The sequence below is a fragment of the Butyricicoccus sp. AF35-5AC genome (genome assembly GCF_003477715.1).
In the GTDB taxonomy this organism is placed as follows: Bacteria; Bacillota; Clostridia; order Oscillospirales; family Butyricicoccaceae; genus Agathobaculum; species Agathobaculum butyriciproducens.
In genome coordinates this window covers 109,504-135,937 of record NZ_QUDX01000004.1, presented here as the reverse complement: position 1 = coordinate 135,937, position 26,434 = coordinate 109,504, and the positions used below count along the sequence as shown (strand labels likewise).

General features: G+C 52.4%; 23 protein-coding genes and 3 pseudogenes. 18 read left to right on the top strand and 8 right to left on the bottom strand.

The features are described 5' to 3' along the window. The first annotated feature begins 317 nt into the window (after positions 1–317). From DWZ82_RS07370 to trpS, 3 genes are all read left to right on the top strand, one after another. On the top strand, positions 318–3,122 hold the full coding sequence (locus tag DWZ82_RS07370; protein WP_158575124.1) for a L,D-transpeptidase family protein: 2,805 nt from the start codon (positions 318–320) through the stop codon (positions 3,120–3,122). Between the two features lie 252 nt (positions 3,123–3,374). Beyond that, the gene (locus tag DWZ82_RS07365) at positions 3,375–3,941 is read left to right on the top strand and encodes a TetR/AcrR family transcriptional regulator (RefSeq protein WP_110435644.1); all 567 of its coding nucleotides are present in this window, start codon (positions 3,375–3,377) and stop codon (positions 3,939–3,941) included. A gap of 14 nt (positions 3,942–3,955) precedes the next feature. After that, the gene (gene trpS / locus DWZ82_RS07360) at positions 3,956–5,017 is read left to right on the top strand and encodes a tryptophan--tRNA ligase (RefSeq protein WP_118479833.1); all 1,062 of its coding nucleotides are present in this window, start codon (positions 3,956–3,958) and stop codon (positions 5,015–5,017) included. 43 nt (positions 5,018–5,060) lie between these two features. Here the strand turns inward: trpS and aguA are convergent, their stop codons facing one another. Next, positions 5,061–6,155 (bottom strand): agmatine deiminase, encoded by a 1,095-nt coding sequence (gene aguA / locus DWZ82_RS07355; RefSeq protein WP_118479831.1) that lies wholly within the window; start codon positions 6,153–6,155, stop codon positions 5,061–5,063. Positions 6,156–6,504: 349 nt separating this feature from the next. On the opposite strand from aguA, the gene DWZ82_RS07350 reads away from it, so the two are divergent. The 5 genes from DWZ82_RS07350 to pepF all read left to right on the top strand — a co-directional run bounded on the left by DWZ82_RS07350 (position 6,505) and on the right by pepF (position 11,420). Then, on the top strand, positions 6,505–6,975 hold the full coding sequence (locus DWZ82_RS07350) for a DUF4282 domain-containing protein (RefSeq protein ID WP_118479829.1): 471 nt from the start codon (positions 6,505–6,507) through the stop codon (positions 6,973–6,975). Positions 6,976–7,131: 156 nt separating this feature from the next. Beyond that, positions 7,132–7,515 (top strand): metal-dependent transcriptional regulator, encoded by a 384-nt coding sequence (locus DWZ82_RS07345; protein WP_110435666.1) that lies wholly within the window; start codon positions 7,132–7,134, stop codon positions 7,513–7,515. Positions 7,516–7,694: 179 nt separating this feature from the next. After that, a complete protein-coding gene (gene recA / locus DWZ82_RS07340) occupies positions 7,695–8,867 on the top strand; it encodes a recombinase RecA (RefSeq protein WP_118479827.1) in 1,173 nt (390 codons plus the stop codon). Beyond that, positions 8,867–9,334 (top strand): regulatory protein RecX, encoded by a 468-nt coding sequence (locus tag DWZ82_RS07335; RefSeq protein ID WP_118479825.1) that lies wholly within the window; start codon positions 8,867–8,869, stop codon positions 9,332–9,334. The genes recA and DWZ82_RS07335 overlap by 1 nt, the downstream gene beginning before the upstream one ends. Before the next feature lie 286 nt (positions 9,335–9,620). Continuing rightward, complete coding sequence (pepF, locus tag DWZ82_RS07330; protein ID WP_118479823.1) at positions 9,621–11,420, top strand: oligoendopeptidase F; 1,800 nt, start codon at positions 9,621–9,623, stop codon at positions 11,418–11,420. Positions 11,421–11,542: 122 nt separating this feature from the next. Here the strand turns inward: pepF and DWZ82_RS07325 are convergent. Further along, positions 11,543–11,713 (bottom strand): annotated as a pseudogene (locus tag DWZ82_RS07325) (IS3 family transposase); the annotation flags it as partial. Between the two features lie 17 nt (positions 11,714–11,730). Between DWZ82_RS07325 and DWZ82_RS16040 the strand changes: the two are divergent. From DWZ82_RS16040 to DWZ82_RS07300, 6 genes and pseudogenes are all read left to right on the top strand, one after another. Then, a pseudogene (locus tag DWZ82_RS16040) lies at positions 11,731–11,877 on the top strand (IS256 family transposase); the annotation flags it as partial. A gap of 87 nt (positions 11,878–11,964) precedes the next feature. Then, positions 11,965–12,318 carry a helix-turn-helix domain-containing protein gene (locus tag DWZ82_RS07320; RefSeq protein ID WP_118479820.1) on the top strand — a complete coding sequence of 118 codons (354 nt, stop codon included), beginning with the start codon at positions 11,965–11,967 and terminating at the stop codon, positions 12,316–12,318. 527 nt (positions 12,319–12,845) lie between these two features. Continuing rightward, positions 12,846–13,502, top strand: coding sequence for a LexA family protein (locus tag DWZ82_RS07315; RefSeq protein ID WP_117752406.1), 657 nt, complete (start codon positions 12,846–12,848; stop codon positions 13,500–13,502). Between the two features lie 18 nt (positions 13,503–13,520). Further along, on the top strand, positions 13,521–13,808 hold the full coding sequence (locus DWZ82_RS15590) for a nucleotidyltransferase family protein (RefSeq protein ID WP_118479818.1): 288 nt from the start codon (positions 13,521–13,523) through the stop codon (positions 13,806–13,808). Next, positions 13,789–14,172: a nucleotidyltransferase substrate binding protein gene (locus DWZ82_RS15585; protein ID WP_116705360.1), complete on the top strand. Its 384-nt coding sequence runs from the start codon at positions 13,789–13,791 to the stop codon at positions 14,170–14,172. Before DWZ82_RS15590 ends, DWZ82_RS15585 begins: the two co-directional genes overlap by 20 nt. A 288-nt stretch (positions 14,173–14,460) precedes the next feature. Continuing rightward, positions 14,461–15,180: pseudogene (locus tag DWZ82_RS07300) on the top strand (IS3 family transposase); the annotation flags it as partial. A 107-nt stretch (positions 15,181–15,287) separates the two neighbouring features. Here DWZ82_RS07300 and DWZ82_RS07295 read toward each other — a convergent pair. The 3 genes from DWZ82_RS07295 to DWZ82_RS07285 all read right to left on the bottom strand — a co-directional run bounded on the left by DWZ82_RS07295 (position 15,288) and on the right by DWZ82_RS07285 (position 18,010). Next, positions 15,288–15,500, bottom strand: coding sequence for a hypothetical protein (locus tag DWZ82_RS07295; RefSeq protein ID WP_118284791.1), 213 nt, complete (start codon positions 15,498–15,500; stop codon positions 15,288–15,290). A gap of 602 nt (positions 15,501–16,102) precedes the next feature. Next, positions 16,103–16,999, bottom strand: coding sequence for a Fic family protein (locus DWZ82_RS07290; protein WP_118479814.1), 897 nt, complete (start codon positions 16,997–16,999; stop codon positions 16,103–16,105). Positions 17,000–17,341: 342 nt separating this feature from the next. Continuing rightward, positions 17,342–18,010, bottom strand: coding sequence for a hypothetical protein (locus DWZ82_RS07285; protein ID WP_118479812.1), 669 nt, complete (start codon positions 18,008–18,010; stop codon positions 17,342–17,344). A gap of 212 nt (positions 18,011–18,222) precedes the next feature. Here DWZ82_RS07285 and DWZ82_RS07280 point away from each other — a divergent pair, with 212 nt between their 5' ends. Next, positions 18,223–19,401, top strand: coding sequence for a DUF1887 family protein (locus DWZ82_RS07280; protein WP_118479810.1), 1,179 nt, complete (start codon positions 18,223–18,225; stop codon positions 19,399–19,401). 375 nt (positions 19,402–19,776) lie between these two features. Beyond that, complete coding sequence (locus tag DWZ82_RS07275; protein ID WP_118479808.1) at positions 19,777–20,262, top strand: GNAT family N-acetyltransferase; 486 nt, start codon at positions 19,777–19,779, stop codon at positions 20,260–20,262. A gap of 277 nt (positions 20,263–20,539) precedes the next feature. Here the strand turns inward: DWZ82_RS07275 and DWZ82_RS07270 are convergent, their stop codons facing one another. Genes DWZ82_RS07270 through DWZ82_RS15145 form a run of 3 tightly spaced genes read right to left on the bottom strand, consistent with a single transcriptional unit; the run spans position 20,540 to position 22,237 of the window. Then, a complete protein-coding gene (locus DWZ82_RS07270) occupies positions 20,540–20,923 on the bottom strand; it encodes a hypothetical protein (protein WP_117490253.1) in 384 nt (127 codons plus the stop codon). Positions 20,924–20,957: 34 nt separating this feature from the next. Beyond that, complete coding sequence (locus DWZ82_RS07265; RefSeq protein WP_158575122.1) at positions 20,958–22,055, bottom strand: tyrosine-type recombinase/integrase; 1,098 nt, start codon at positions 22,053–22,055, stop codon at positions 20,958–20,960. Then, positions 22,046–22,237: a hypothetical protein gene (locus tag DWZ82_RS15145; protein WP_158575120.1), complete on the bottom strand. Its 192-nt coding sequence runs from the start codon at positions 22,235–22,237 to the stop codon at positions 22,046–22,048. Before DWZ82_RS15145 ends, DWZ82_RS07265 begins: the two co-directional genes overlap by 10 nt. Positions 22,238–22,625: 388 nt before the next feature. Here DWZ82_RS15145 and DWZ82_RS07260 point away from each other — a divergent pair, with 388 nt between their 5' ends. Next, complete coding sequence (locus DWZ82_RS07260; protein WP_118479804.1) at positions 22,626–22,814, top strand: hypothetical protein; 189 nt, start codon at positions 22,626–22,628, stop codon at positions 22,812–22,814. A 593-nt stretch (positions 22,815–23,407) separates the two neighbouring features. After that, a complete protein-coding gene (locus DWZ82_RS07255; RefSeq protein WP_118479802.1) occupies positions 23,408–26,395 on the top strand; it encodes an S-layer homology domain-containing protein in 2,988 nt (995 codons plus the stop codon). Positions 26,396–26,434: the final 39 nt, after the last annotated feature.

Below are 26,434 nucleotides of genomic sequence, written 5' to 3'. Positions count from 1 at the left end.
GTGGAGAAATGGGCGGACACATTGGTCCGCCCCTACGGAAGATGAGCAGTACAGCCGTTCCCCCTGGCGAGTCTCAGTTCTCCGATTTTCGCCGTGCTCTCCCAAGGGAAACGGGAGTCAAGAGGGTAGAAACCGCAGGTGTCTCCCCTCTTGCCCTCTCGGCGTGGGTACGCCGTCCCCAGCGGACAGCGAAATGTTTCGGAACTGAAACCTTACTCGTCTTGACAAGCTATGGTCAGGAACGTAAAATATAGGTAATGATAATAAGGTAAGGCAGAATGTCCGCATTCTGCAACTGTCAAAAAGGGGATAGTATTTTGAAGTTGACAAAACGCATTTTCAGCGGTCTGCTGGCCGCCATGATGCTGTTCACCACTGCTTTTGCCGTAAATGATTCGGCGACCACCAAGGCTGCAAACGCGCTGACGTTTGCGTTCAAGCCGATCACCGGCAGCGAGTACGACAGCACCGCTCTCCAGACCGATCTGGCAGCAGCGCAGAAGATCATCTCGCAGCGCATGCAGCTTGAGGGTCTGACCGGCGCGTCTGCCGCCGTTTCCGGCGATGTGATCACCGTTTCCATTCCGAAAACAGCTACCGGCAACACCGCCGCTTACTGGGCCGCTCGTCTGGGCGACCGCCGTCTGTGCAGTGTGACCGACTTTCTGAACGAGAAGTGGCAGTTCGACCGTGCAGATTTTGCCTCTGCCAAGGCAACCACCGAGAACGGCGCAGAAGCCGTTGAGATCGACCTGACCGACTCCGGCAAGACCAAGCTGACCGAGGCCCACAACAAGGTAAAGGCATACCTTGCGGACAGCAAGAACGACGCTAACAAGGCGCAGTGGCTCACCTTCCACTGGGGCACCACCACCTTCCGCATGCTGGTGGACGACAGCTTCTCCGACAGCAAGCTGGTGATCGGCGGCGATTCCGATCCGCTGCGTGCCGGTGCATCTAAGTACATGCCGCAGTATCTGATGCTCGATCCGCTCCCGTTTGCACTGGAGCAGACCGCCGTTCCGACGACCACCGAACCCACGACTCCGACCACTCCCACCGAACCCACGACTCCGACTGACCCGACCACACCTTCCGATCCGGCGACCACGGATTTCCCGGACATCGACGGTCACTGGGCTGCCGCTTCGCTGCGCAAGGGTGTTGAACTGGGTCTTCTGAAGGGCATCAACGGCAAAATTATGCCGAACAACTCGGTCAAGCGTTCCGAGGCTATCGTTATCCTCAACCGTGCGCTTGGCGCAACGCAGGCCGACAGTGTATCCGGTCTGGCTGCCAGCCAGCAGTCCGCATGGTACAGCGGGGATCTGGGCAAGGCCATCCACCTCGGCCTGATTACCGCAAACGACAACCGCAGCTTTGACACTGCAGCTACCCGTGCCGAGGCTTTCGTTCTGATGGCTCGTGCGTTCGCGTACGACCGCGCAGAGACCGCTACCGATGAGCTGAGCAGCTTCACCGATACCTCCTCCATGACCACCGAGCAGAAGCAGGCTGCTGCCGCTCTGATCAGCCAGGGCGTTGTAAACGGTACCTCTGCTGCCAAGCTGTCTCCGTCGAACAAGCTGACCCGTGCACAGTTCGTCACCATGATCGTGCGCATTGCAGCTGCCACCAACGCAGACAGCGCACCGACCGAGCTGGCCGGCGGCACCGTACTCACCAATCCGAGCATCGCTCTGACCGGCGCAGTCGCAGACGGCGACTGGATCTTTGCCGCTCCCACGAATGAAATTTCGCTCGATTCCGTCAGCAGCTCGCACCGCATCGTCCTCAAGGGCGAGGAGCGCGCTGTACTGAACGGCACCAAGCAGACTAGCATTTCCACGCTTGCTGTTGACCCGGCAGGCACGGCGGATGTTAAGCTGGACAACACTTCGTCCGTAAACACGCTTGTTATCGCAGGCAAGGGCGGCTCCGTTGGCTACAGCGGCGCAGTCTCCAACATCGAGGTCACCGCTTCCGGCCGCACCATCGTGCTCGAAGGCATGACCTCGGATGCCATCACCATTACCGGCAGCAACAACACCATCCTGCTCAAGGGCGACGCGGATACCGTTTCCGTCCTGCGCGGCTCCGGCAACCGCATCACGCTGTCCGGCACGGTCGGCACGATGGTTCTGGCCGGCAAGAACACCACGGTTGACGGCACCGGCAAGATCGGCACCGTAGACACCCGCATGGTCGGCTGCACGGTAACGGCTAAGGCCGACCACACGATCGACAACATCGATCCCGGTTTGGATGGCGTTCAGATCACGATGACCGTTCCGGATAAGGTTAAGGCCGGCGGCTCGCTGACTGCCAAGGTCAGCTTCTCCGGCGTAAAGGAAGGCGTTACCTGCACTGCAATCTGGTATCAGGACGGCTCCGCGATCAAGGGCTGCACAAACAACAGCTTCGAGCTGACCAACGACAAGACCTCCAGCCACACCAGCACCTTCACCTTCACCAAGAATATGAAGACCAGCACGGCGATTGGCTTCAAGCTGCTCTACAACAACCCGTCCACCGGCGAAACCGAGCAGGTTTACGCCCAGAAGACCGTTCCGATCGAGAATTACTCTGCCGAGTGGTATGCACAGCGCGATGCTGCCGCTATCCTCAAGCAGGTATCCTCGGTTTACCGCGGCAACTACACCACGTCCTACGCGGCCAACAACGATTACTCCAAGACCACCAAGGAAGTCTGGATCAACGCCAAGGGCTACTCCAGCAACACCAATTATCTGGTCTGGATCAACCGCGCCTATCAGCATGTAAACGTATTCACCGGCTCCAAGGGCAACTGGAAGCTGACCAAGAGCTTTATCGTCGGCACCGGCGCTGCCTCCACCCCGACTCCGGTCGGCGTGACCACCGTCAGCTACAAGCTGAAGGCAGGCTGGACCACCGGTACTTACACGGTTCGTCCGGTTGTAGGCTTCTACCCGGGCACCGGCTACGCGTTCCACTCCCGCCTGTGCTATCCCGGCACCGATACCGAATACGACTTCAGCAGCGGCTATCCGGTTTCGCACGGCTGTGTACGCATGAAGCACAACGACATCAACTGGATTTACAACAACGTACCGATTGGTTCGACTGTCGTAATCTACTAAACCGCAGCTGCAAACACCGATATTCTCCGTTTTTCCGGAGAGTATCGGTGTTTTTTTGCCGCAAAACAGTGTGTACATCATCAACATCCTGTCTTGCACCGCAACGATAAATTCTCACCACGATAATACAATTCGTCATTTTATACGCATTTTTCGCAAATGCAATTGGTTATCGTTGTGACATTTTAATGTTGACACTGACAACATCAAGGACTATAATAAACCCATCACAACAAACAACGAGGTGAGGAAATGGCCGATCAGTATCATCACGGAAATCTGAAAAGCAAGCTGCTGGAGGAAGCGGTCACGCTGATCTCGCAGGACGGCCTCGAAAATCTTTCTCTCCGGCGGCTGGCAACGCAGTGCGGCGTGAGTCACAACGCTATCTACCGCCACTTTGACAGCAAAGAGCGCCTGATCGACGCCTGCCGTGCCTATGTCATGCAGGAGCTGACGCGCACACTCGAGCTGACGCTCAGCGGTCTGGACGAAAGCCTGCCGCAGACCATGGAACAGCTCGGCACCGCCTATCTGGATTTTTACATGCGCAACCCGACGTATTTCAGCGCGTATTTCCGCAATGCGTCCCAGAAACTGACGTTCTCGCTTGAGCCGATCGAGGGCAACTACCCGCCGTTTTCCGTTTTCCGCCGTGTGGCTGTCGCTATCGCGGAAAAGCAAGGCATTCCGCAGGATGAGACACGATGGCGGCTTCTGCGCTACTGGACGATGCTCAACGGCATGTTCGCCATGTGGATTTCTTCCAACGTGGAACTGCCTGAAAACTGGAAAACCTGTCTGAAAAACGAATTTTAAGGAGCGTTTACGATATGAAACAGATCATTCTTACGGGCGACCGCCCGACCGGCAACCTGCATGTCGGCCACTACGTCGGCTCACTGGCCGAGCGCGTGAAGCTGCAGAATTCCGGAAAATATGACGAAATTTACATCATGATTGCGGACGCACAGGCGCTGACCGACAACGCCGAGCACCCGGAGCGCGTACGCCAGAATATTATGAAGGTCGCGCTGGACTATCTTGCGGTCGGCATTGACCCGGAAAAGGCGAATATCTTCATCCAGTCCATGGTGCCGCAGCTGACCGAGCTGACGTTCTACTACATGAATCTTGTCACGGTGTCCCGTGTACAGCGCAACCCTACCGTTAAGGCAGAGATTCAGATGCGCAACTTTGAAGCCAGCATTCCGGTCGGTTTTTTCTGCTATCCGATCAGTCAGGCGGCGGACATCACCGCATTCAACGCTACGGCTGTTCCGGTCGGCGAGGACCAGGAGCCGATGCTCGAGCAGTGCCGCGAAATCGTGCACAAGTTCAACACGATTTACGGTGAAACGCTGACGATGCCGCAGATTGTTCTTCCGTCCAACAACGCCTGCATGCGTCTGCCCGGCACGGACGGCAAGGCGAAGATGAGCAAGTCGCTCGGCAACTGCATCTACCTTGCGGATCCGGAGGAGGTCGTTCGTGAGAAGATCATGTCCATGTACACCGATCCGGACCACATCCGCGTGCAGGATCCCGGCAAGCTGGAGGGCAATACCGTGTTCACCTATCTGGATGCGTTCTGCCAGCCGGAGCACTTCGCAGAATTCCTGCCGGACTACCAGAGCCTCGACGAGCTGAAAGCGCACTACCAGCGCGGCGGACTCGGCGATGTGAAGGTAAAGAAGTTCCTGAACAACGTCATGCAGTCTCTGCTGTCGCCCATGCGTGAGCGCCGTGCACAGTGGGAGGGTCGCCTGCCCGAAGTCTACGAGATTCTCAAGAAGGGCAGCGAAATCGCCGCTGAGACCGCTCAGGGTACGCTCGATCGAGTCCGTCACGCGATGAAGATCGACTATTTCACCGATAACGGCCTGCTCAAGTAAAAACAGCAAAATAAAGGACGAACCGCTTGGTTCGTCCTTTCTGTTAGATTTTCGGGATTTGCTGGGTCACACAGTGGATATTGCCGCCGCCGATGAGGATATCGCGAGCCGGAATCGCAACTACCTTGCGGGTCGGGAAAAGCTCCTGCAGGATAGCCTGCGCCTTTTCATCCATCGGATCGCCGAAGGCAGGCATGACAACAGCCTCGTTCGCAATGTAGAAGTTGACGTAGCTTGCCGCCAGACGCTCTCCCGGGGTACGGGTCGGCTCGCCGTCGCACAGGTCAAGGCCGTCGCACTCCTCTGCGGTGATGGTCACCGGCTTGGGCAGCGGCAGCTTGTGCACCTTGATCCTGCGGCCCTTGGCATCGGTCGCGGCTTCCAGTGCATCCAGACTGGCCTTGGAGAGCGCATACTGCGGGTCGGTCTCGTCGTCCGTCCACGCGAGCACAACCTCTCCCGGAGCCGTGAAAGCGCATACGTTGTCAACGTGCTCGTTGGTCTCGTCGTTGTAAATACCGCGCGGCAGCCAGATCACCTTGGAAACGCCCAGATAATCGCACAAAACCTGCTCAATTTCAGTCTTTGTGAGATCAGGATTGCGTCCCGCGCTCAGCAGGCAGGCTTCGGTGACGAGCGCGGTGCCCTCGCCGTCCGAGTGGATGGAGCCGCCCTCGCAAATGAAATCGCGTTTGTCGTATACGTCGTTGCTGACCATGTCGCAGAACTTGCGCGCCACACGGTTGTCCTTCTCCCACGAGGGATACAGGCCGTCCACATCGCCGCCCCACGCGTTAAAACCCCAGTCGATGCCGCGGCGCTCTCCCCTGTCGTTGATAACAAAGGTCGGGCCAACGTCACGCGCCCACGCATCGTCAGTCTCCATCACGACCAGACGAACGCGGTCGGGCAGCTGCGCACGCGCGTTGTCATACTGCCCTTCCGAGCAGAGCACGGTCATGCTTTCGCTTTCGGAAATCGTCTCGATTACACGCAGAAAGGCTTTCCGGGCCGCATAGGCGCCGTACTGCCAGCTGTCGGCGCGTTCCGGCCAGATCATCAGGCAGCCCTCATGCGGTGCAAACTCCGCAGGCATATAAAACCCGTCCTGCGCGGGTGTAGTGTGCAAAATTTTCATGGTATCTCTCCTGTTCGGTGGTACATCAAGAGTACAACATTTTGATTGAATTTGCAATGGTCGTAGGCGGTTTGAAATGAAAAATTGAGAATGGAGAATGGAAAATGAACGTAATATTGAACGGTATGCGGGCGGTCGCCGGCCGCCCCTGCAATTCCACGATTGCCGCCGTTTCTTAATGATAACGCCATTCTCACCTGATAAATACACCGATTTTCCCCTCACCTGCATTCTACATTCTCCATTCTCCATTTTCCATTCTCAATTATTCAACTTTCCCTTTATCAACCCCGAAGAATATGGTACACTAAAAATGTATCAACCCATTTCCAAAGGAGAGGTGCATACCATGAATTACGCTTACACCTATACATACACACCGCTTTTCTCAATGATTTTGCCGATTCTGGCACTTTTACTGATTCTTGCGGGCGGCATCGCGCTGTACACGCTGTTTGTCCGCAAACCGAATCACTACCATGGTGCAGCGGCAAAGCTGCATGATTTTCTCAATTTCCGGCACGCATACACCGAGGGTCTGCTGAAAATCCTGTACTGCATGACGGTCGCTGCGCTGGCTGTTTACAGCGTTATTCTGCTGTTTTTCCACTTTTTCTGGGCGATTCTGCTGTTTATCGTCGGAAATATTGCTGCACGGCTCGGCTATGAATTTATTATGATGCTGTTCAGCATGCACCGCACCCTGCGCAGCATTGACCGCAAAATGCCCGAGCCGCAGCCGTTCGAGCAGCCGGCTCCCGCACCGCAGCCCGAGCCGCAGAATACACCGGAAAATCCGCTCCCGCCCGATCAGCCGTAACACAAACCGCTGTTTCCGCTTGAAATTTGTTCAACGCAGATTGCAAAAACACGCAAGTCATGATAAAATAGATATACTATTACAGAATTTCGCGGCAGGACCAACCCATGTGCTGCCCTACAGAAAAGAGTATCTTAGAAAAAGGAGGTCCGTGCATTGAAAATTCAGGAAAGCGCGGAAAACTACCTGGAAGCCATCCTGGTTCTAACGCAGAAAAATGGACAGGTGCGCTCGATCGACGTTGCGCACTACACCGGCTTTTCCAAGCCGAGCATCAGCCGTGCCGTTGGCCTGCTGCGCGATAACGGTTACGTTTCCATCGACCAGAACGGTCTGCTGGGACTGACCGAATCCGGCATGCAGATTGCCACCAGCATTTACGAGCGCCACACCGTGCTCACCGCGTTCCTCACCGCTCTCGGCGTAGACGCTGAGACCGCCGCTGAGGATGCGTGCCGCATCGAGCATGTGCTGAGCGAGGAAACCTTCGACAAGCTCAAGCAGCATGCGAAGGCGTATATCGACGCACAGGGTAAATAAGACCCGTTGAAAATCCTGCCTGAAAAGGCAGGATTTTTTATATCAAATTTTATCGAACAAATTTTCGATAAAATCATTGCATTCAAATCGGCACCCTGTTATAATGGGTGTATCGAATCCGAATACACCGCCGCTCCGCGGCTTGCATATTTGTAACTTTTTCAGGAGGAAATGCTATCATGGCTACCAAAAAGCAGTTGGAACCGGTCGCTCCTGCGGCTGATAAGAAGAAAGCACTTGCCGCTGCGCTCGGTCAGATCGAAAAGCAGTTCGGCAAGGGCTCGGTCATGCGTCTGGGTGAAAACACCGGCATGAACATCGAACACATCCCGACCGGCTCGATCGGTCTGGATCTCGCGCTCGGCATCGGCGGTCTGCCGCGCGGCCGAATCATTGAGATCTACGGACCGGAATCCTCCGGTAAGACCACAGTTGCACTGCACAGCGTTGCAGAGGCACAGAAGCTGGGCGGCACGGCTGCGTTTATCGACGCCGAGCACGCGCTCGACCCGGTTTACGCCAAGGCACTTGGCGTTGACATTGACAGCCTGCTGGTCTCCCAACCGGACACCGGTGAGCAGGGCCTGGACATTGCGGAAGCGCTTGTGCGCTCGGGCGCGATCGATATCGTGGTTATCGACTCGGTTGCCGCGCTGACGCCGCGCGCCGAAATCGAAGGCGAAATGGGTGATTCCTTTGTCGGTCTGCATGCCCGCATGATGAGTCAGGCGATGCGCAAGCTGGCCGGCTCGATCGCCAAGAGCCAGTGTGTAGCCATCTTTATCAACCAGCTGCGTGAGAAGGTCGGCGTCATTTACGGCAATCCGGAGGTCACCACCGGCGGCCGTGCGCTCAAGTTCTATGCGTCTGTCCGCATGGAGGTCCGCCGCGTGGAGCATCTGAAAAACGGCACCGAGCTGATCGGCAGCCATACCCGTGTAAAGGTTGTAAAAAACAAGGTCGCTCCCCCGTTCAAGCAGGCTGAGTTCGATATTATGTACGGCGAAGGCATTTCCCGCACGAGCGAGCTGGTCGATCTCGGCGTGGAATTCGGCATCCTCAGCAAGTCCGGCGCATGGTTCTCCATGGGCGATACCCGTCTGGGTCAGGGCCGCGATGCTGCTAAGCAGTATTTCAAGGATCATCCGGACATCGCGGATGACGTACAGAAGCAGATCATGGAAAAGGTTGCCGAGGAGCGCAGCAAGCTGGCGCAGAGCCATGCGGCACGTCCTTCCGCCGCTGTGCCGACCGAGAAGGCCGAAAAGCCTGCGGATAAGGCGCCGCGTCCGTCGTCCTCCAAGGCGGTCTCCATCGACGCGGACGATTTTGATGACCTCGACGAAGAATAATGAGCGAGGATAAATACCGCGCAGCCCTCGATATGGCGGCAAAACAGCTGTCTTACCGGGCACTGAGTGCGAAAATGCTGCGCGACAAGCTGCTTGCCAAGGGGCACGATGAGGAAGCCGCCGATTACGCGCTTGCGTGGCTAACCGAACGCAGCATGCTCAATGACGAGCTTTTCGCGGAAAGCGTTGTGCGCGGCTACACGCGCAAGGGCTACGGCGCGGCACGCATCCGGCAGGAGCTGACCCGCCGCGGCATAGACCGCGACACCGCAGAAGCAGCTATGCAGACCTTCTCCCCGGATGAGGCACAAATGCTGGTTCTGCTCGAAAAACGCCTGCGCGGTGACGTTTCCGATCGAAAAGAGGTCGAAAAAGCCGTTGCAGCACTCCAGCGGCGCGGTTTTGCATGGAATGATATCAAGCGCGCACTCGAAACCTACGGCAGTTCGCTGCCGGAGGAAGAATAATTTTTTATTCAAGGGTTTCTATCCCCAAGTGAATCTTTTCGCGCGATAGCGCGTATGAAATAGAATTTGCTGTGCAAATTCCAAAAAAGTCAGGGCGTGTACCTGACTTTTTGGACTTATAGAGGGAGAAAGTTTCTGCACAGGAACTTTTGGACGACTCTGGAACGGCCCACGGTCCGTTCCTCTTGTCGGCAAAACGGTAGTTTTGCGACAGGGTCTTGCATGAATCCCGCGGTTGGAGTATCATAATAAGAGGAGAAAACTCTACCGGAAAGGAAGTATTTCCATGGAAACCAATAAAATTCCCGCCCGCGCAGATGTGCCCGAAAAGGACAAATGGGCGATTCAGGATCTGTTTGCGACCGACGATGACTGGCGTGCCGCGTTAGCGAAGGCCAAGGAGTTCCTTCCGCGCATCACCGCATTCCGCGGCAGACTGGCCGAAAGCGGCGCTGCTCTGCTGTCTTTTTTCCGTCTGGATGATGAAATCAGCCTTGCGTTTGACGCGCTCGTACACTACGCGCAGCGCCGCAGCGATGAGGACACCCGCGTCGCCGCGTATCAGGAGATGGTCAGCCAGGTGACGCGCTTCGCGGTCGAAATTCAGTCTGCCGCCGCGTTTGAGACCCCTGAGCTGCTCGCCATCAGCGATGAGGACATGAACCGTCTGTACGCCGAAGCGCCTGAGCTGGAGCTTTACCGTCTGAATATCGACCGCATCCGCCGCCGTCGAGAGCATGTGCTGTCCGACAAGGAGGAGGCAATTCTCGCCGCTGCAGGCGAAATGGCCGCCAGCCCGGACGATATTTACTCCATGCTCAACGACGCTGACCTCAAATTCCCGGACGCAGTGGACAAGGATGGCATCGCGCATCCTGTCACGCACGGCACGTTCATCCCGCTCATGCAGTCCTACGACCGCGTGCTCCGCAAGTCCGCATTCGATTCGCTGTACTCGGTTTACGGCCAGTTCCGCAACACCTCGGCGGCAACGCTGTCCGCGCAGCTCAAGCAGCTGCTGTTCTTCGCGAATGTCCGCAAGTACCCCTCGACGCTGGATGCCGCCCTTGACGGCAATGAAGTGCCGACCGAGATTTACCGCAACTTAATCGACGCGGTGCACCGCTCGTTTGCGCCCATGTACCGCTATGTTGCGCTGAGAAAGAAGCTGCTCAGCGTGGACGAACTGCACATGTACGACCTGTATGTGCCGGTCGTGGACGGCGTGGAAATGAAATTCACGTTCGAGGAGGCCAAGGAGATCGCACTGAAGGCGCTCGCGCCGCTCGGCGAGGACTACCTGAATCTGCTCCGCGAAGGCTTTGCAAACGGTTGGATCGACGTGTACGAGAACGAGGGCAAGCGCTCGGGCGCGTACTCGGCAGGTGCGCGCGTACACCCGTATGTGCTGCTCAACTTCAAGGGCACGCTCGACGACGTATTCACGCTTGTGCATGAGATGGGCCACTCTATCCACTCGTACCTGTCCAACAAGACCCAACCGACCGCGTATCAGGATTACGTTATCTTTGTTGCTGAGGTTGCATCCACCTGCAACGAAGCGCTGCTGATGGAGTACCTGCTATCCGTCACGACCGATAAGAAGGAGCGCGCGTACCTCATCAACCACTTCCTCGAGCAGTTCCGCGGCACGCTGTACCGTCAGACCATGTTCGCCGAGTTCGAGCTTTCCGCCAACGAAATGACCCAGTGTGGCGAGGGCACGACCGCCGAAGCGCTCTGCGCGATGTACAAAAAGCTGAACGAGCAGTATTTCGGACCGGAAATGAACGTAGACGAAGAGATTTCGCTTGAATGGGCGCGTATTCCGCACTTCTACTACGATTACTACGTTTACCAGTACGCAACCGGCTACGCCGCTGCCATTGCACTCTCGCGCCGCATTCTGCGGGAGGGTGAACCAGCGGTGAAGGATTACCTCGGCTTCCTGTCCGGCGGCTGCTCTGCCGACCCGATCACGCTGCTGCGCGGCGCGGGCGTGGATATGGCAAGTCCGAAGCCGATTGAGGACGCAACAAAGCTGTTTGATGAAATGATCTCTGAGATGGAAAAGATTCTGAATTGAGAATTGAGGATGAAAAATGGAGAATGACGTTCCTTTTTGCATTTTTCATTGTCTGCAACACTCGATTAGAGAAAAGAAAAGGCACAGCCGATTGAAGTGACCCCAAAAAGTTAGACAAAAATTCAACGCAAAAATTGTTCAAGCAACCGAAAGGGCTTGCTGTCTGTGATTGCAGGCGGCAGGCCCTTTAGCTTTGCCTTGATCCTGCGATTGTTGTAGTAATCCAGATATTCAATGAACTCCTGCTTGAAGTGTTCCATAGAGTGAAATTCCTGCAGATACAACAGCTTACTCGAGCCGGGGTGCGGATTTAAAAACCATCTATCAGGCCGCTGATGAGCAGAAGGCGCTGGCTTTCTTAGACCGTGTAACTGAAAAATGGACTGCTACGATTCGAAACTGGGCACAGGTTTACGGAGAACTGAGCATTATGTACGAAGGACGTTTACCTGAATAATTGGAAGACCGGTCAAGAAGACAGGCGGGAACTGCACCCCATTTGTTAGACAGTATGGTATATTGTTAGGAAATGGGGTGTTTTTCTATGCCAAAAGGAGTACCAAACAAACGATATACGCCGGAATTCAAAAAACTGGTGATTAAAACTATGCAGGAAGAGAAATTGAGTTACAGCGAAACCTGCCGTAGATTTGAGGTAAACAGCAGAGATCGAATCGAATCATGGGAGCGAATCTACCTGGAGGAAGGGCCGGAAGGCTTTGCCGTTGAACGGCGCGGCCGCAGCAGTAAGGGCCGTCCGCCAAAGCGGCTGCCGAAGGAGGTAACGGAAGATCTGCTGGCAGAGGTTCAGCGGCTGCGTACGGAGGTAGACTACCTAAAAAATTTGCAAGCCTTGGTTTTGGAAGACGAGCGACGCCAGCACAAAAAACGCTGGTAGTTCAAAAGCTAAGGCAAAAACACGCACTCAGTATACTGCTCTCAATCGCTCAACTGCCCCGTGCAACTTTCTACTATCATTTGAAGCAGATGCAGAGAGAAGACAAATATGCATCTGTTAAGCCTGCAAATAAAAAGTCAAGCCCTCAAGCGGACTTGACAAAAGAAAATATCGCAGGCAGCGGGCGGAGAAAAGCACAACACCAAAAGGCCGCCGCGAATGCGCCGACCTGCAGAGCCTGATTACAGCTGTTTATTTCGTGTGATGCAAGCCTGTGGAATCCATATCTACAGGCGGCAGATCTTCCAATGCAGCGAAGTATGCCATCCCACCTCGCACCTTCGGCACATCAATATGAGCCATGTCGTTCACCTCCAATCTTTCATTTTGCGTAAATTTGTGATACACCACTCTTGCCGTTTTGTAAATACGTTATGCGAAAGTTTTTTACGTGAAACGCATTTTTTGCTTGCACAACGTATTTGCCTGTGATATAGTTAACTTATCATAAGAGGGAGGTACTCATTATGGGAAATATATCATCTGTCTTGAAAGCAAAGCGCAAAGAATTAGGACTTACACTCGCACAGATTGCCGAAAAAATCGGCGTAACCGAAGCTACTGTGCAGCGTTGGGAAAGTGGAAATATTAAATCGTTACGGCATGAACGCATTGCCAAACTGGCTGACATTCTCGGCGTTACACCTTCTGTATTGATGGGCTGGGACGAACCCACCGCACCAACTCTCCCCTCCCCCACCATCACCGAGGACACAGTGACATTTCCGGTCATCACCAGCGTAGCGGCGCACTACGACGGCGTATCCATCGACGAGAGCGCGGCCGGCGAGAAGATCGAAGTGCCGCGCGCCTACCTCAAAGGCCGGAAAGCCGAGGACTTCTGTGCTATGCGCGTGCGCGGCGACAGTATGTATCCGGCGTTCCAGAACGGCGACATCGTGCTGGTACTGCGTCAGTCCACCATGAACCACTCCGGCGAGATCGGCGTGATCAGCTACGGCGATGACGAAATGACCATCAAACGCATCAACTATGTGGACGGCGAAGACTGGCTCAAGCTTGTGCCGCTCAATCCCGCGTACCCGCCCCGCCGCATTGAAGGCGTAGACCTCGAAAGCTGCCATATCATCGGCATCCCGCAGGTGCTGATACGGGAATATTAAGAAAAGGAGCTATCCCGCATGAATGACCTGAAACCTGCTCTTGCACAGCTTGCGAAGGACTGCGGTGCACGCAAACTCGTCCTGTTCGGCTCCCGCGCACGCGGCGATAACCGTCCGCGCAGTGATATTGACCTTGCGGTGTTCGGTATGCCGGAGGAGCATCAGACGCGGTTCTGGTGCGGCATGGACGATCTGCCGACCCTGCTGAAATACGACGTTGTGTTTGTCGATGACTACACCTCGCCCGAGCTGCTTGCTGAAATTGACCGAGATGGAGTGATACTGTATGAAAACCAAACGCGATAACTTTGTAAATGCTGCACATCGATTGGCGGAGGCGGTAACGGACTATCAGAACATCCGAAACGACACCGTCCGTGACGGCATGATCCAGCGGTTTGAATTTACCTTTGAGCTGGGCTGGAAGGCACTCAAGGAATATATGCTCGACGCTGGCATGCAGAATACCCTGCAATTCCCCAAGCAAGTGCTGCGTGAGGCGTACGCCGCCGAGCTGATCGACGATGAAGGCGTCTGGCTGGATATGCTGAATGCCCGCAACCAGACTTCGCATATCTACGATGACCATACTGCCGCTGTTATCGCAGCAAAAATCCAGAACGCCTATCTGCCCGAGTTGCAAAAGCTCGCCGCGCGGTGGGAGAAATAAAAAATCCCGCCCCGGTACTACCAACACCAGAGCGGGACATGAGGTACTGATAAACTTCCACATCCATCAGTACCTCTTGCCGATTCTATCTGTCTGGTGACACGAACACGCGGTTCTACCTGCACAAATCGAACGCTGCGAACAGGAGGATGGCTGACTGACTTAACAACGGGCACGAAGCCCTTGGAAGAAAGGGTCAGACCATTACCTTCCTATTCTAACAGCTTAAGCAACGAGATGTCTCGGCTCGTAGCTGGCTGCCACTTTTCCGAGGCAAATATATTGTAACAGGAAGAAATCGCAGCAATTTACCACGAAAACAGGGGCCGGTACGGCTATCGCCGGATCACGGCAGAACTTCGCAAGCGTAAATTCTCTGTGAACCACAAGACTGTCCAGCGGCTCATGAAGAAGCTGGGCTTAGTTTGTCGTGTCAGGATGAAAAAATATCGTTCCTACAAGGGAGAAGTAGGCAGAATTGCACCAAATTTGCTAAATCGGGATTTTCATGCCGAAAAGCCGAATCAGAAATGGGTCACGGATGTGACGGAGTTTAGCCTGTTCGGAGAAAAGCTCTATCTGTCCCCGATTCTCGATTTGCACAGCAACGATCTGGTCAGCTATACCATATCGGATCGTCCTGTGCTCAGCATGGTGACGACCATGCTGAGCGAGGCATTTGCAAAAATTCCGGACGGAACAAACCTCATTCTCCATTCTGATCAGGGCTGGCAGTATCAACATAAACAGTATCAACGGATGCTCCGAGAGAAAGGCATCCGGCAGAGCATGAGCCGCAAGGGGAACTGTCTGGACAATGCTGTGATAGAAAATTTCTTTGGGCTGCTCAAAAGTGAGCTGCTATATTTGCAAGAATTTCAGTCCATGGAGCACTTCAAACAGGAACTCGTTGAATATCTGGATTACTACAACAACCGCAGGATCAAGGCAAAGCTAAAGGGCTTGCCGCCTGCAATTCACGGGCAGCAAACCCTTTCAGCTGCTTGAACAATTTTTGCGTTGAATTTTTGTCTAACTTTTTTGGGTCACTTCAATTTCTGTCCTCACTGATTAAAATAATTCCTTATTTTTATTGTATCTGTTTTAGTTTTACCCTATCGCGAATAGAACTCACTTTCTGCCACTCTGACCACAAAGTCATACTCCGTTGGGGTTGCTTTAGAAGGAGCAATATTATAGCGTTTGAAAACCTTTCTCAAATAAGCAAAATGGTCCTTATCTTCTTGGGTCAGCGGAGCAACCCAGCCGGTTTCATCTGCATGCCTCTCCACCTGACGGAGATATTCAAGTCGCTTTTGATCCATCATTAGGCACCTTTTTATTATAAAAAACTAGGACGCCGTCGCAACGCCGCCCCGTACAAAAACTATAAATCGTTTTTTGATGCTGCAACTATTATATATACTCTCAGTCTGAAAATCAACCCTCATTCTCCAACTTTTTAGAAGATGTGGTATGATTGATTCTTATAAAATCTGACGGATTAGACTTTTCAAATTTGACTGAATGATATTCTGAAATTTGACCGATTGAAATTGTAAAATCCGACTAAATGGCCTGCAATAGCAGCAAGATGCATAAACCGCCCATACAGCGACGCCTGCACGGACTTTCAGCGACATCTTGCCGGGGAAATAGCGGCACCTCGCCGGAACGCAGCGACAACCTTTTGAATTCACGATATCTATGCAGAAGCCTGCGACGACATGAAAATAGAGAACTGGCTGAACTGTCATGTTCATGCTTTCAATTATTTCGGCGGCGTGAGCAAAGCTGCTCATCTGGTACAATGGGATAAGAACAACTTTTAGGAGAGATTTGTACAAACTGTTTCCTAAAATATGAGCCATATTATGTAAGATAGCCGGTACAGTAGAAGCCGTTCTCAAATGAGGGCGGCTTCTCTGGTTCACTTTTCGTAGGGGATACGGAAATAGTCAAGATAGGCTTTGTACTTATCCTGTGCGGTTAAGCAGGTATCCGTAAGATATCCCTTTTCGTTATACCATTCCTTGAGACTGCGATAATAAAACAGCTTGAGGTTTTCTTCTATGATAAACGGAACGATGTTGTATTTGAGACATTCCTTGAACATGATAAGCCGTCCAACGCGGCCGTTGCCGTCTTGAAATGGGTGGATACGCTCAAAGCGCACGTGAAAATCCAGAATATCGTCCAGTGTCTTTTTAGAAACGGCGTTATAGTCAGATAGCAGAGCTTTCATTTTATCGGCAACTTCTTCCGGAAGTGAGGTCTGCATACCGCCGACCTCATTTGGCAAGCGCTTATACTCGCCAACGGCGAACCAGTCCTTACGGGAATCGCTAGTGCCGGTTTTCAGAATATGGTGCAGTTTTTTGATGAAATGCTCGCTTAGCGTGCTTGCTGCATGATCGATGATTAGATCAATGCAACGGAAGTGATTCGAGGTTTCAATCACATCGTCCACATTCAGCACCTCGTTTTCTACACCGATGGTGTTGGTTTCAAAAATATAACGTGTCTGGTCGTGCGTCAGGCGGCTGCCCTCGATGCGGTTAGAGTTGTAGGTCAGGTCGATTTGGGTTTTGTGATAGATGCCTCCGGCATACTTGGTTCGTTTTTCTTCCTGCAGAATGGAAAGCAATGTTTTGACAGGCATTTTTTTGCCGTTACTGCGAGCAGGCTTTTCCGCATTCTCGGGAATGTGCCATGTTTTGCCGATCAGCACAGCACCCGGAATACGTTCCTGTGCACAGTAATTTCGCACACTTCGTTCGGAAATATTCCACTTTTTCGCTATTTCTGCAACAGAAAGATAGTTCATATGCTCACCTCCGAGCGGGATAGCTGTATTTACAGTATACCATATTATCGGCAAGAAATATACAGAAATGCAGAATGAATCGGATTGTTTTTTGCCAATGCATAGGTCAAAAGCCATTCTCGAATGAGTACGGCTTTTTCATTACCCGAAAAAGGAGAAGAACGGTGAACCGAAACGTTTCAGCACATTCCGCTACACTCCGTGTCGGTGAAGCCTGTTGATCTGACAGCGTGCTGGTCCTCCCAGTCCGGCGCACTGTTATGCTTGATGGAGTTTTAGCCCGTGAAAGTGGAGCTGAAAGTCCGTGATGGTGGCATAATTTCTCCGGCGAGACGGCAGCTTTTATCCACGCTGTGGCCAGCACCATCCACTATGTCGCTCTATTGCGTGAAAGTGTCGCTGAAACTCCGTGCGGATGCCGATCTGTGACAGGGTCACATCGCCGTTTTCACTCGTCCGGTACGGCATCTCCCGAAATTCCGGCAGATCGACTGCCAGAACTGTCTTTGCAGTACCCGCTCCCTTCTTGTAATCGCTCGAAATCGCAAATGCGCCCTCGAAATAGTAGTCGTTGTCGATCGAACGCGCGGTATCGAGGTAAAATTCACTGCCGCAGAAGCCGCTGTCGCCGTACATGACCTCGAAAGCAAGCTGTCCCTCCTCGGCGTAGCACGAGGACAGCGTGGTCCATGTCATATCCGGCTTGTTCCGGTAGCTGTCGAGCAGGTGCGCGAGTGTAAACGGCTTTACGCCATCCTGCTGTTTGTTTTCAAGGTGCAGACTGATAACGCCTGTGCCCGCACTCTCGTCAAACAGCACGGACTCCACCGACAGACGGTAATGCTCGTTCTCGTCGGCCAGCTTGGCGTTGTCCGCCATCTGTACATAGCCCTCCAAACCCGCATCGCCGCCGTGCGTGAACAGCAGTGGGAACCAGCTCTGCGCGCTGGCGGCAAAGGCCGTTCCGCCGATGCAGAGCGCAGCCGCCGTGAACTGCTCTCCATCCAGCATAAACGGGTGTTCTCCTTTCCGAAAGTGTCCAGACTGATAGACAAACGGGCACCGCAAATGGTTTTGCCGCAGCGAAATTTTTTACGGCACAGGGATTTAGTGCGACTTGCGCGCGCCTGTGCCGTTTTTTCAACAGACCAGCCGGAGTTGTCTATTGTGCTTCCGTTCAAAGCGCCCTATAATGGAAACAAAAGAGGAAAGGCGGACGGTGCATGAATACCTTGATCGAATTATACGATGAACGCGCCATTGAAAACATTCTGGCACCGGATATGTTTCACCCGCGGCGCATTATCTATCTCTGTCCCCGTGAGGTTCTCCGGGATCACACGCGGCAGCAAAAGCTGGCGGCTTTTTATCGGAAACGCGGCTGGGAACCCGAACTGATCTTCGTGGGAACCAGTCTGTTTGAGGCGGACCGCATCCTGCGCCAGCTGTTCACCATCGAAGAAAAATACCCGGACTGCGCCATAGATGTCACCGGCGGCAGTGATGCCGCTCTGTTTGCGGCAGGTATGTTCGCCGCCCGGAAGGGTGTGCCCGCCTTCACCTACTCCCGCAGGAAAAACCGCTTTTACGACATCTCGGGCGCGGATTTTGCGGATGATCTGTACTGTGATCTGACCTATTCCATCGAGGACTTTTTCCTGATGGCCGGCGGAACACTGCTCCCCGGGCGGGTGGATAATCATATCCTGTCGCAGTATCTCCCGTATTTTGACCCGTTTTTCTCCTGTTTTCTCCGGTTTCGACACGAGTGGCCCACGATCATCTCCTATATCCAGCGGATCTCTCCGGCGGAGTACGGTCAGATCCCACCTCTGGACATTACGGGCAGCTATACCGTGAAGGGAGAGCGCGGCTCCCGCAACTCCGCCAACGAAGATGCTCTGCAGGAGCTGGCACAGATCGGTTTCATTCAGGATCTAACGATCATTCCCGACCAGCAGGTATCGTTCCGTTTCCGGGATGTGCATACCCGGGCATGGCTGCGCGATGTGGGCAGCGTGCTCGAGCTGTATACCTACAAGGCCTGCGTGGATGCCGCGATCTTCCATGATGTGATCAGCAGCGCCGTGGTTCGGTGGGATGACGTGCTGGGGCACGGCAGCGTCCTGAACGAGATCGACGTCATGGCCGCCCGCGGGGTCATCCCGCTGTTCCTCAGCTGCAAGGCCTGCGACATCAAGACCGAGGCCCTCAACGAACTTGCCATCCTGCGGGACCGTTTCGGCGGCAAGGGCGCCAAAGCGGTCATCGTCACGACCGAATCCTGCAATGCCGCCGCCCGTCATCGCGCCGCCCAGCTTGGGATCGCCGTTATTGATCTGGAAGAATTGAAAACCGGCCAGCTTGTGCATCGGCTGAAGGTGATCATGAAAGCGGAGTGACAGCTGATCCAATGCTTTTGAGAGAAAAATAAAACTGCTCCTAGCAAAGTGCACCCCATTTGTTAGACAGTATGGCATACTATCCAACAAATGGGGGCACTTCATGCATTCCCGACTGCTTATTTCGACTTTTTTCTTTTTGCCGCCGTCTGTGCACGCAGATACTGCTGCGCCCACTCGAAGAAAACAGTACATTCCGGAATCCCTTAATTGACAAGAGACCGCGCTTCAAGTTTTCGTTTGAAGCGCGGTCGCTTTGTTTATCATGATGAAATTTATAGTGATTTTTCTTGTTTCGCGCTCAAAAGCGTGGTATGCTGAGAGAAAAGTAACATACAGCGGATATTCTCCCTATCCGTTGAGAAGGTATACAGAATGAAGATCACCTATGCAGAAGAAAAAGACATTGCTGCCATCGCCGCGGCAGAAGCCGCCTGCTTTCCGCCGGCAGAAGCGGCAACCGAGCAGGAATTTGTCGAGCGGATCAAGTATTACAGCAATCACTTCTGGCTGCTGTATGACGCCGACAAGCTGATCGCGTTTGTCGATGGATTTGTCACGGACGAGCCGGATTTGACCGATGCAATGTACGAAAACGCCTGTATGCACAACGAAAACGGTGCATGGCAGATGATTTTCGGCGTCAATACCCTGCCGGAGTACCGCAAACGCGGCTATGCCGGTGAGCTGATCCGCCGTGCCATCGCCGATGCCAGACAGCAGGGCCGCAAGGGACTGGTGCTGACCTGCAAGGAACGGCTCATTGCGTACTACGCGAAATTCGGCTTTGTCGACGAAGGCGTGTCCGAGAAATCCACGCACGGAAATGTCCGGTGGCACCAGATGCGGCTGACGTTTTGAGAAGTTAGAGGCACGAAACCGCTGCCTTTTGACGGCAATCACATAACATAATATCTACTATTCCGCAAGGCGTACGCTTCTTACCCCAAGAAGCAATCCCCAAAGCAAAAGGTTTATGGTCCTTTGCTTTGGGGATTGTTCTGTCCCCCCGCTTATGCGGGGATAATTTGCCGATTTTCAAATCTAAGCGCTTACATCAAATTGGGGTGACCCCCGCAAATGCGGGGAAGAATTGTAAGACACTTTGCGTGTCTTCCATTCCTTTTTCGAGAGTTACTCATATTTTTAAGTAATACCCAAATCGGCGTCTATCAAGCGTTTTGACGGCGATATCGGCACATTCCTCAGCTGACAATTCTGTCAGCTCTGCAATTTCTTGAAAGGACAAACCGTCATAACGAGCCTGCAAAATAACATATTCAAGCTCAACCCATTCAAGAGCTTCCTTCCAAGGCACGCCAGGTTTATAGGGCTCCTTAGGCACCTTTGGACGACAGTTGTAACACACACCATCCCGTGCAGGAGTACGTCTTTTCCCACAGATAATGCAAATCTGTGCAGAATTAACCCTTTTCTTGTCCCGGCACCATTCACACAATCGATCCTCAGAATTTGTGAGGTGTTCCTTACAGTCTTTACATACATATTTATATTCTCTCATATTGATTCTCCTCATATATTTCCGCAGCATTTACTCATCCACATTCTGCGATGTGCTTGCGACGGCGATGCACACGCCTTGCCGCTTCAGGTACTTTCTCTTCAGCGCTTTTCGGTGCAAATAATCGGGTATTCTGCCATGCGTGTGTAACTGCTCCGACCGGTGCGACAGCCGCCATTGCTTTTCGCATCGAAGCATCGCGCGGGTGAACGTAGTAGTGCGTGGTCGTGGTTACATCCGCGTGTCCAAGCAGACCCGCAACCGTTGCAACATCGATCCCCTGCTCGATCGCACGGGTGGCAAATGTATGCCGAATGTCGTGAAAACGAACGTGCGGCAGGCCAAGGCCATCCAGTACATCGCCCCAGTAACTGCTCAGATGGTCCGGATCCATTACACCACCGACTGTATTATAAATGATGAAATCATCAGCATTCGGCATGCGCTTAAAAAGAGACTCGAACCGCTGATACTGTACGGTAAGCAAACCCTGCAGTACTTCCGGCAGATACAGATCTCGCTCAGAAGCATCGCTTTTCGCAGAGCTGAAGATAAGTTTCGTCCGCTTGCCGTACTCTGCCTCAGGATCAACCATCCCCCGGCGTACTGTTTGTGTAATGTGCAGCGTGCCGCTCATCGCGTCGTAATTACCCCAACGTGCAGCACAGACTTCACCCAGACGCATACCGCTGTACAATGCTAAGATAATACCTGCATTATTAAGCGACAGATCAGAAAACAGCCACTTTTCGAGCACTTTTTGATCGCTATCACTCATAATATTGTGTTTCTTCGAGCGGCAATGCGTATATACGGTCGCAGCAACCGGATTTGCGGGCATCATACCGTCCGCAACAGCACGCTTACAGCAAACATCCAGCACAACGCGCATATTTTTGATGCTTTTTGCGCTCAGCGCGCCGCCGGTCCGCAAATTGCCATGCAGGGATTCCTCGTTGAGAAAGTGCTGTACCACGGCAGTAGTCAGACTTTTCAAGGGCATATCACCTAATTTCGGCAGGATATGTTTGTGCAGGTTATCGTAGTAGTGCTCGTAGCCGCTCGGCTTGGCTACCGGCTTAACGTAAACCTCCAGCCACTGCTGCGACCATTCCCGTAAAGTTATACCCATGACCTCGCCTCCTTGCTCGGGAAAATAAAATCTCCCATGCGCGGTGCGTGATGATGTTGATCGATATACTGTGTGTACTGCGTCTGTACCTGCCTGCTCTGGCTGTCCGTCAAACGGATTTGTCTGCCGTTCGGAAAGGTCAGCCGCTGACACTCGAACTCGTAGTCTTTCCAGTGCAACATTTGCATATCTGCGAAGGAATACTTCTTCATCGTAATTTCGCCTCTTTCTATATGTGATTTTGAGCGAAAATAAAACCGTGCAGGCAATATAGAGCCTACACGGTGTCAAAATCATACAGCAGAAAGAAGTATAAATATAGCACGAACAAAGGTCTTGTGCAACCCTTAAAAAAAGGGTATACTAATACTGCGGTGCGGAGTTTTCCGTTGTGTAGGTGGTCGAGTCACCTGCGCAGGCTGTCAAGGGTGCCAGCTCTTGGCAGCTGCTGTTTTATTTTCTGATTGTATTATAAATAATACGCGCGCGTATATCAAGGAGTATTTTTGCCAAATATACGCACGCGTATATGTTGATTCTGCACATTACCTACAATAGGGGGTATCCACCATGGCATCTGAAGCACAGCGTCGTGCTAACGATAAGTGGCGTGAAAAATTTGATGAAATACGTTTTCGTGTGCCTAAAGGCCAAAAAGCATGGATTCAAAATCATGCCATTGCTCAAGGAGAATCAGTAAACGCTTTTGTAAATCGTGCTATTCAAGAGGCTATGGAGCGGGATAATGCTGCAAAGTAAATAAATCTCTTAAAATTCAAAACACTTTCTCTTAGGAGTTCTTTATGACGTATGATTCGTTTCTCAAAGAATTAGTGAGGGACCCCGAAACCTGCACTTTTTCAGCAGTGCACCTTCTACGTCCCTGCCGTTACACATACCGTAGACATATTAAATCATATAGATATTTCAAAATCTCAATGGCATTTGTTCAATAATTATGTTATCCTGTATACACTTAAATTTTTTAAGGCTGTGGCTCCCCTACTTTTAAGTTGCATTAGAGAGATGGGAGCGCTCAGATCTCCTTACCCACGAAGGACCTGTACGTTTAGATACAGGTCCTTTATTATACCACGGAATATCTAATACTCTGGTGTTTTACTTTTATCTACATTTTATATATACTGTTGGCGAACACTAAATTTGTCAAAAAAATTTTTTCTTTTCGTATTTGCTTACGAAAATTTACTTTTTATGTTTTATTTTAGAACATATTTCTTGTACCTATTTTCCTATATAAAGTTATAAATACACTATATTTTCGATTTTTCATTACCCTTTTCTCATATATTAGTTTTTTCATATGCCATCTCAAAAAGATTCTCGCACTGGTGCTGGCGTTTGCTTGTGCATTCACCATGTTCGCTGGTGCAGCGTTCACGGATTCGGCTGACATTAAGGTTGACGCTGAAGTCGTGGACACTCTGGTTGCTCTGGGCGTAGTAAATGGCTACGACGATGGCTCTTTCAAGCCCAACGGCACCGTAACTCGTGCGGAGATGGCGAAGATGATCTACGTCCTGCGCACCGGTAACTCTGACGCTTCGGCGTACAACGACGACAAGACCTCTTTCACCGACATTGGCTCCCACTGGGCTCGTGGCTACATCAAGTACTGCCAGTCTCTGGGCATCATTGCTGGTAAGAGCAACACCAAGTTCTGCCCGAACGACAAGGTAACTGCTCAGGAAGCAGCTAAGATGCTGCTCGTAACCCTGGGTTACGATGCTGCTAAGGCTGGTCTGACTGGTCCGTCCTGGGCTGCTAAGACCAACGCACTGGCTGACGAGAACGGCCTGCTGGAGGACGTTAACACTTCCTTCACCGCTGCTTGCCCGCGTCAGTACGCTGCACAGCTGATTTACAACACCATCGACACCCCGACCGTTGTATGGCGCGACGATGCTTACACCAACGTAACCCTGCTTGGCACTGACAACAAGACCGTTGGCGAGAAGTACATGGGCCTGCAGAAGTGGATCGGTACCTTCGAGGGCGACAGCAGCATCGTATCCGCTAAGGATGGCGAGATTACTGTTAATGGCTCTATCGATGGTCAGCACAAGACCATTACCAACAGCACTTCTCAGGTTTCTGCTGTAGCTGCACAGTTCAAGGCTGACTTCGACAACAAGTATGTTGGCGAGGAAGTTTCCGTACTGTTCAAGGACGGCAACACCGGTACCAAGAACCAGCCGGACGCTAAGGACACCATCTTTGGTATCTATGTAACCGGCAACACCAAGGTTTACAACATTGTGAAGGGCGATCTGCAGTCCTGCTCCGATGCTGGCAAGATCAAGTTCAACGATAAGAAGTATGATGTTGCTGCACAGACTTCTAACAATGACGTAATCGTTACCAATTTTGATGCTACCATCAAGGCTCAGGCAATTCACACTGCAATCGGCAATACGCTGGCTACTAACGAAGTTGCTTCTGCTGCTGATGTTGCTACCTACATTACCCGCAACTACAAGGTAAACTCTAACGATGCTATCAAGTTCGTTACCAACGACGACAACAAGATCGTTAAGGCTTACGTTACCACTTCCAAGTTCGGCAAGGTTTCTTCCGTAACTTCTTCCAAGATTGGCGTCGAGGGTCTCGGCACCAAGGATCTGGATGACTGCGTAGTATACGACGGCATCAAGGCTGGCGATCTGGTTCAGTACGTTGAGGCTTATCAGTCCTCCGAGCGTAAGAACATCATCACCAAGGCTGAGACCGTTGAGGGCAAGATCGAAGCATTCAAGTCCAGCGATTCTCAGATTCGTGTAAACGGCAACTGGTACAAGTTCTCTGCTAACACTGCAGTAGCAACTGATTTCACCAATTCCGCTCTGACCGCTAACGACGTAGATGACACCTACGAGCTGATCGTAGACGGCAAGTACTACGTTGCTTACAACAAGGTTTCCGGCTTCAACGATTACGCTGTAGCTACTCTGGGTAACACCGAGTTTGGCGATACCCGCGTTAAGCTGCTGAAGGCTGATGGTTCTGAAGTTACTACCACTGTTGACGAGAAGAAGGATGGCGCTACTCTGCCGACTAACGCGCAGAAGGCTTCCGGCGTTCTGTACGGTTACAACCTGAAGTCCAGCGATTCCAAGGTTGACCTGAGCGCTAAGGATTACACCAATGTAGCTTCTATCGCTTCTGGTTCCTTCAATGGCGATGCTAAGACTGTAACCTACACTGTTTCTGGTAGCGCCGCTGTTTCCAAGATCGTAGCTTCTGATGCTGCTATCTTCGTATACAACACCACCGATAGCAAGTGGAAGGTTTACACCGCTAAGGATCTGGGTAACTTTGCTCTGACCGCTTCTACCAACGTTCAGTACATCGTTGACGACAACAAGATCGTAGCTCTGGCAGTTAAGGCTGGCAGCTTCCCGACCGGCGGTTCTGACTCTACCGCTTACGGTTACGTTACCAACCGCATCGACACCAAGCTCGGCGATGACACTGTTGTTCAGCTGACCATCTGGAACGGCTCTGAGGAAGTAACCCTGAATGTTGACGGTTCTACCTGCTCTGCATACCGCGGCGACTTTGTTGAGTACCCGATCATCGCTTCCGATGCCAAGGCTAACAACTCTGACGTTAAGGTTGAGCCGGCAGTTTCCGGTACCGCGTCTGTAGGTTCTACTTACTTCCAGGTAGTTAAGGTTAAGACTGTTGAGGATAAGCGCATCATCACCACCACCGATACCGTTGCTACTAACGGTCAGGTTGTTGATGGCGTAGATACCGCTTGGACCCTGACTTCTGACACCGTTAAGATCGGCGTTAACACCGACGACAAGAAGAAGTCTGACAACAATACCGTTGTTGCTTACACCAAGACCTTCGGCGATGACTACGCTAACGCAGCTATCTTCTACGAGCACAAGAACGGCTACGATGAGATCAAGGCTATCTTCATTGATTCCGACAACAAGCTGCAGTCCTACGTTCAGGATTCTGGTGCAACCGCTACTGGCAACGCTGTTGCTCACACCGTAGCTGCTCCGGCTGCTGCTGTTACCGGCAATGGCCTGACTGCTAACGTTGCAGTTGATAAGACCTCTGCTGTACAGGGCGAGACTGTTACCGTTACCGTAACTGTAACCGGTACTGCTGCTGCAGCTGGTACTGTAAACGTTTCTGGTGTAACTGCTACTGCACTGAATGCTGTTGGCTCGATGACCAATGCTACCGTTAACGGTACTAACGGTATCAACGTTACCGCTGCTGTTGCAACCAATGCTACCTTCACCTATACCTTTGTTATGGGTGCTGGCAACGCAGCTCCGACTGTAACGATTGCATAATCGTGTGTTAAATCTCTGATTTAACAGTCAGAAAACCCC

What these genes read in the sequence shown, in the direction of transcription:
- trpS (WP_118479833.1), top strand. Translation starts at nt 3,956, where the DNA reads ATGAAACAGATCATTCTTACGGGCGACCGCCCGACCGGCAACCTGCAT.
- DWZ82_RS07350 (WP_118479829.1), top strand. Translation starts at nt 6,505, where the DNA reads ATGAATTACGCTTACACCTATACATACACACCGCTTTTCTCAATGATT.
- DWZ82_RS07295 (WP_118284791.1), bottom strand. Translation starts at nt 15,500, where the DNA reads ATGATGGATCAAAAGCGACTTGAATATCTCCGTCAGGTGGAGAGGCAT.
- aguA (WP_118479831.1), bottom strand. Translation starts at nt 6,155, where the DNA reads ATGAAAATTTTGCACACTACACCCGCGCAGGACGGGTTTTATATGCCT.
- pepF (WP_118479823.1), top strand. Translation starts at nt 9,621, where the DNA reads ATGGAAACCAATAAAATTCCCGCCCGCGCAGATGTGCCCGAAAAGGAC.
- DWZ82_RS07320 (WP_118479820.1), top strand. Translation starts at nt 11,965, where the DNA reads ATGCCAAAAGGAGTACCAAACAAACGATATACGCCGGAATTCAAAAAA.
- DWZ82_RS15590 (WP_118479818.1), top strand. Translation starts at nt 13,521, where the DNA reads ATGAATGACCTGAAACCTGCTCTTGCACAGCTTGCGAAGGACTGCGGT.
- DWZ82_RS07280 (WP_118479810.1), top strand. Translation starts at nt 18,223, where the DNA reads ATGAATACCTTGATCGAATTATACGATGAACGCGCCATTGAAAACATT.
- DWZ82_RS15585 (WP_116705360.1), top strand. Translation starts at nt 13,789, where the DNA reads ATGAAAACCAAACGCGATAACTTTGTAAATGCTGCACATCGATTGGCG.
- DWZ82_RS07315 (WP_117752406.1), top strand. Translation starts at nt 12,846, where the DNA reads ATGGGAAATATATCATCTGTCTTGAAAGCAAAGCGCAAAGAATTAGGA.
- DWZ82_RS07275 (WP_118479808.1), top strand. Translation starts at nt 19,777, where the DNA reads ATGAAGATCACCTATGCAGAAGAAAAAGACATTGCTGCCATCGCCGCG.
- DWZ82_RS07285 (WP_118479812.1), bottom strand. Translation starts at nt 18,010, where the DNA reads ATGCTGGATGGAGAGCAGTTCACGGCGGCTGCGCTCTGCATCGGCGGA.
- DWZ82_RS07335 (WP_118479825.1), top strand. Translation starts at nt 8,867, where the DNA reads ATGAGCGAGGATAAATACCGCGCAGCCCTCGATATGGCGGCAAAACAG.
- DWZ82_RS07290 (WP_118479814.1), bottom strand. Translation starts at nt 16,999, where the DNA reads ATGAACTATCTTTCTGTTGCAGAAATAGCGAAAAAGTGGAATATTTCC.
- DWZ82_RS07260 (WP_118479804.1), top strand. Translation starts at nt 22,626, where the DNA reads ATGGCATCTGAAGCACAGCGTCGTGCTAACGATAAGTGGCGTGAAAAA.
- DWZ82_RS15145 (WP_158575120.1), bottom strand. Translation starts at nt 22,237, where the DNA reads ATGTTGCACTGGAAAGACTACGAGTTCGAGTGTCAGCGGCTGACCTTT.
- DWZ82_RS07365 (WP_110435644.1), top strand. Translation starts at nt 3,375, where the DNA reads ATGGCCGATCAGTATCATCACGGAAATCTGAAAAGCAAGCTGCTGGAG.
- DWZ82_RS07265 (WP_158575122.1), bottom strand. Translation starts at nt 22,055, where the DNA reads ATGGGTATAACTTTACGGGAATGGTCGCAGCAGTGGCTGGAGGTTTAC.
- DWZ82_RS07270 (WP_117490253.1), bottom strand. Translation starts at nt 20,923, where the DNA reads ATGAGAGAATATAAATATGTATGTAAAGACTGTAAGGAACACCTCACA.
- recA (WP_118479827.1), top strand. Translation starts at nt 7,695, where the DNA reads ATGGCTACCAAAAAGCAGTTGGAACCGGTCGCTCCTGCGGCTGATAAG.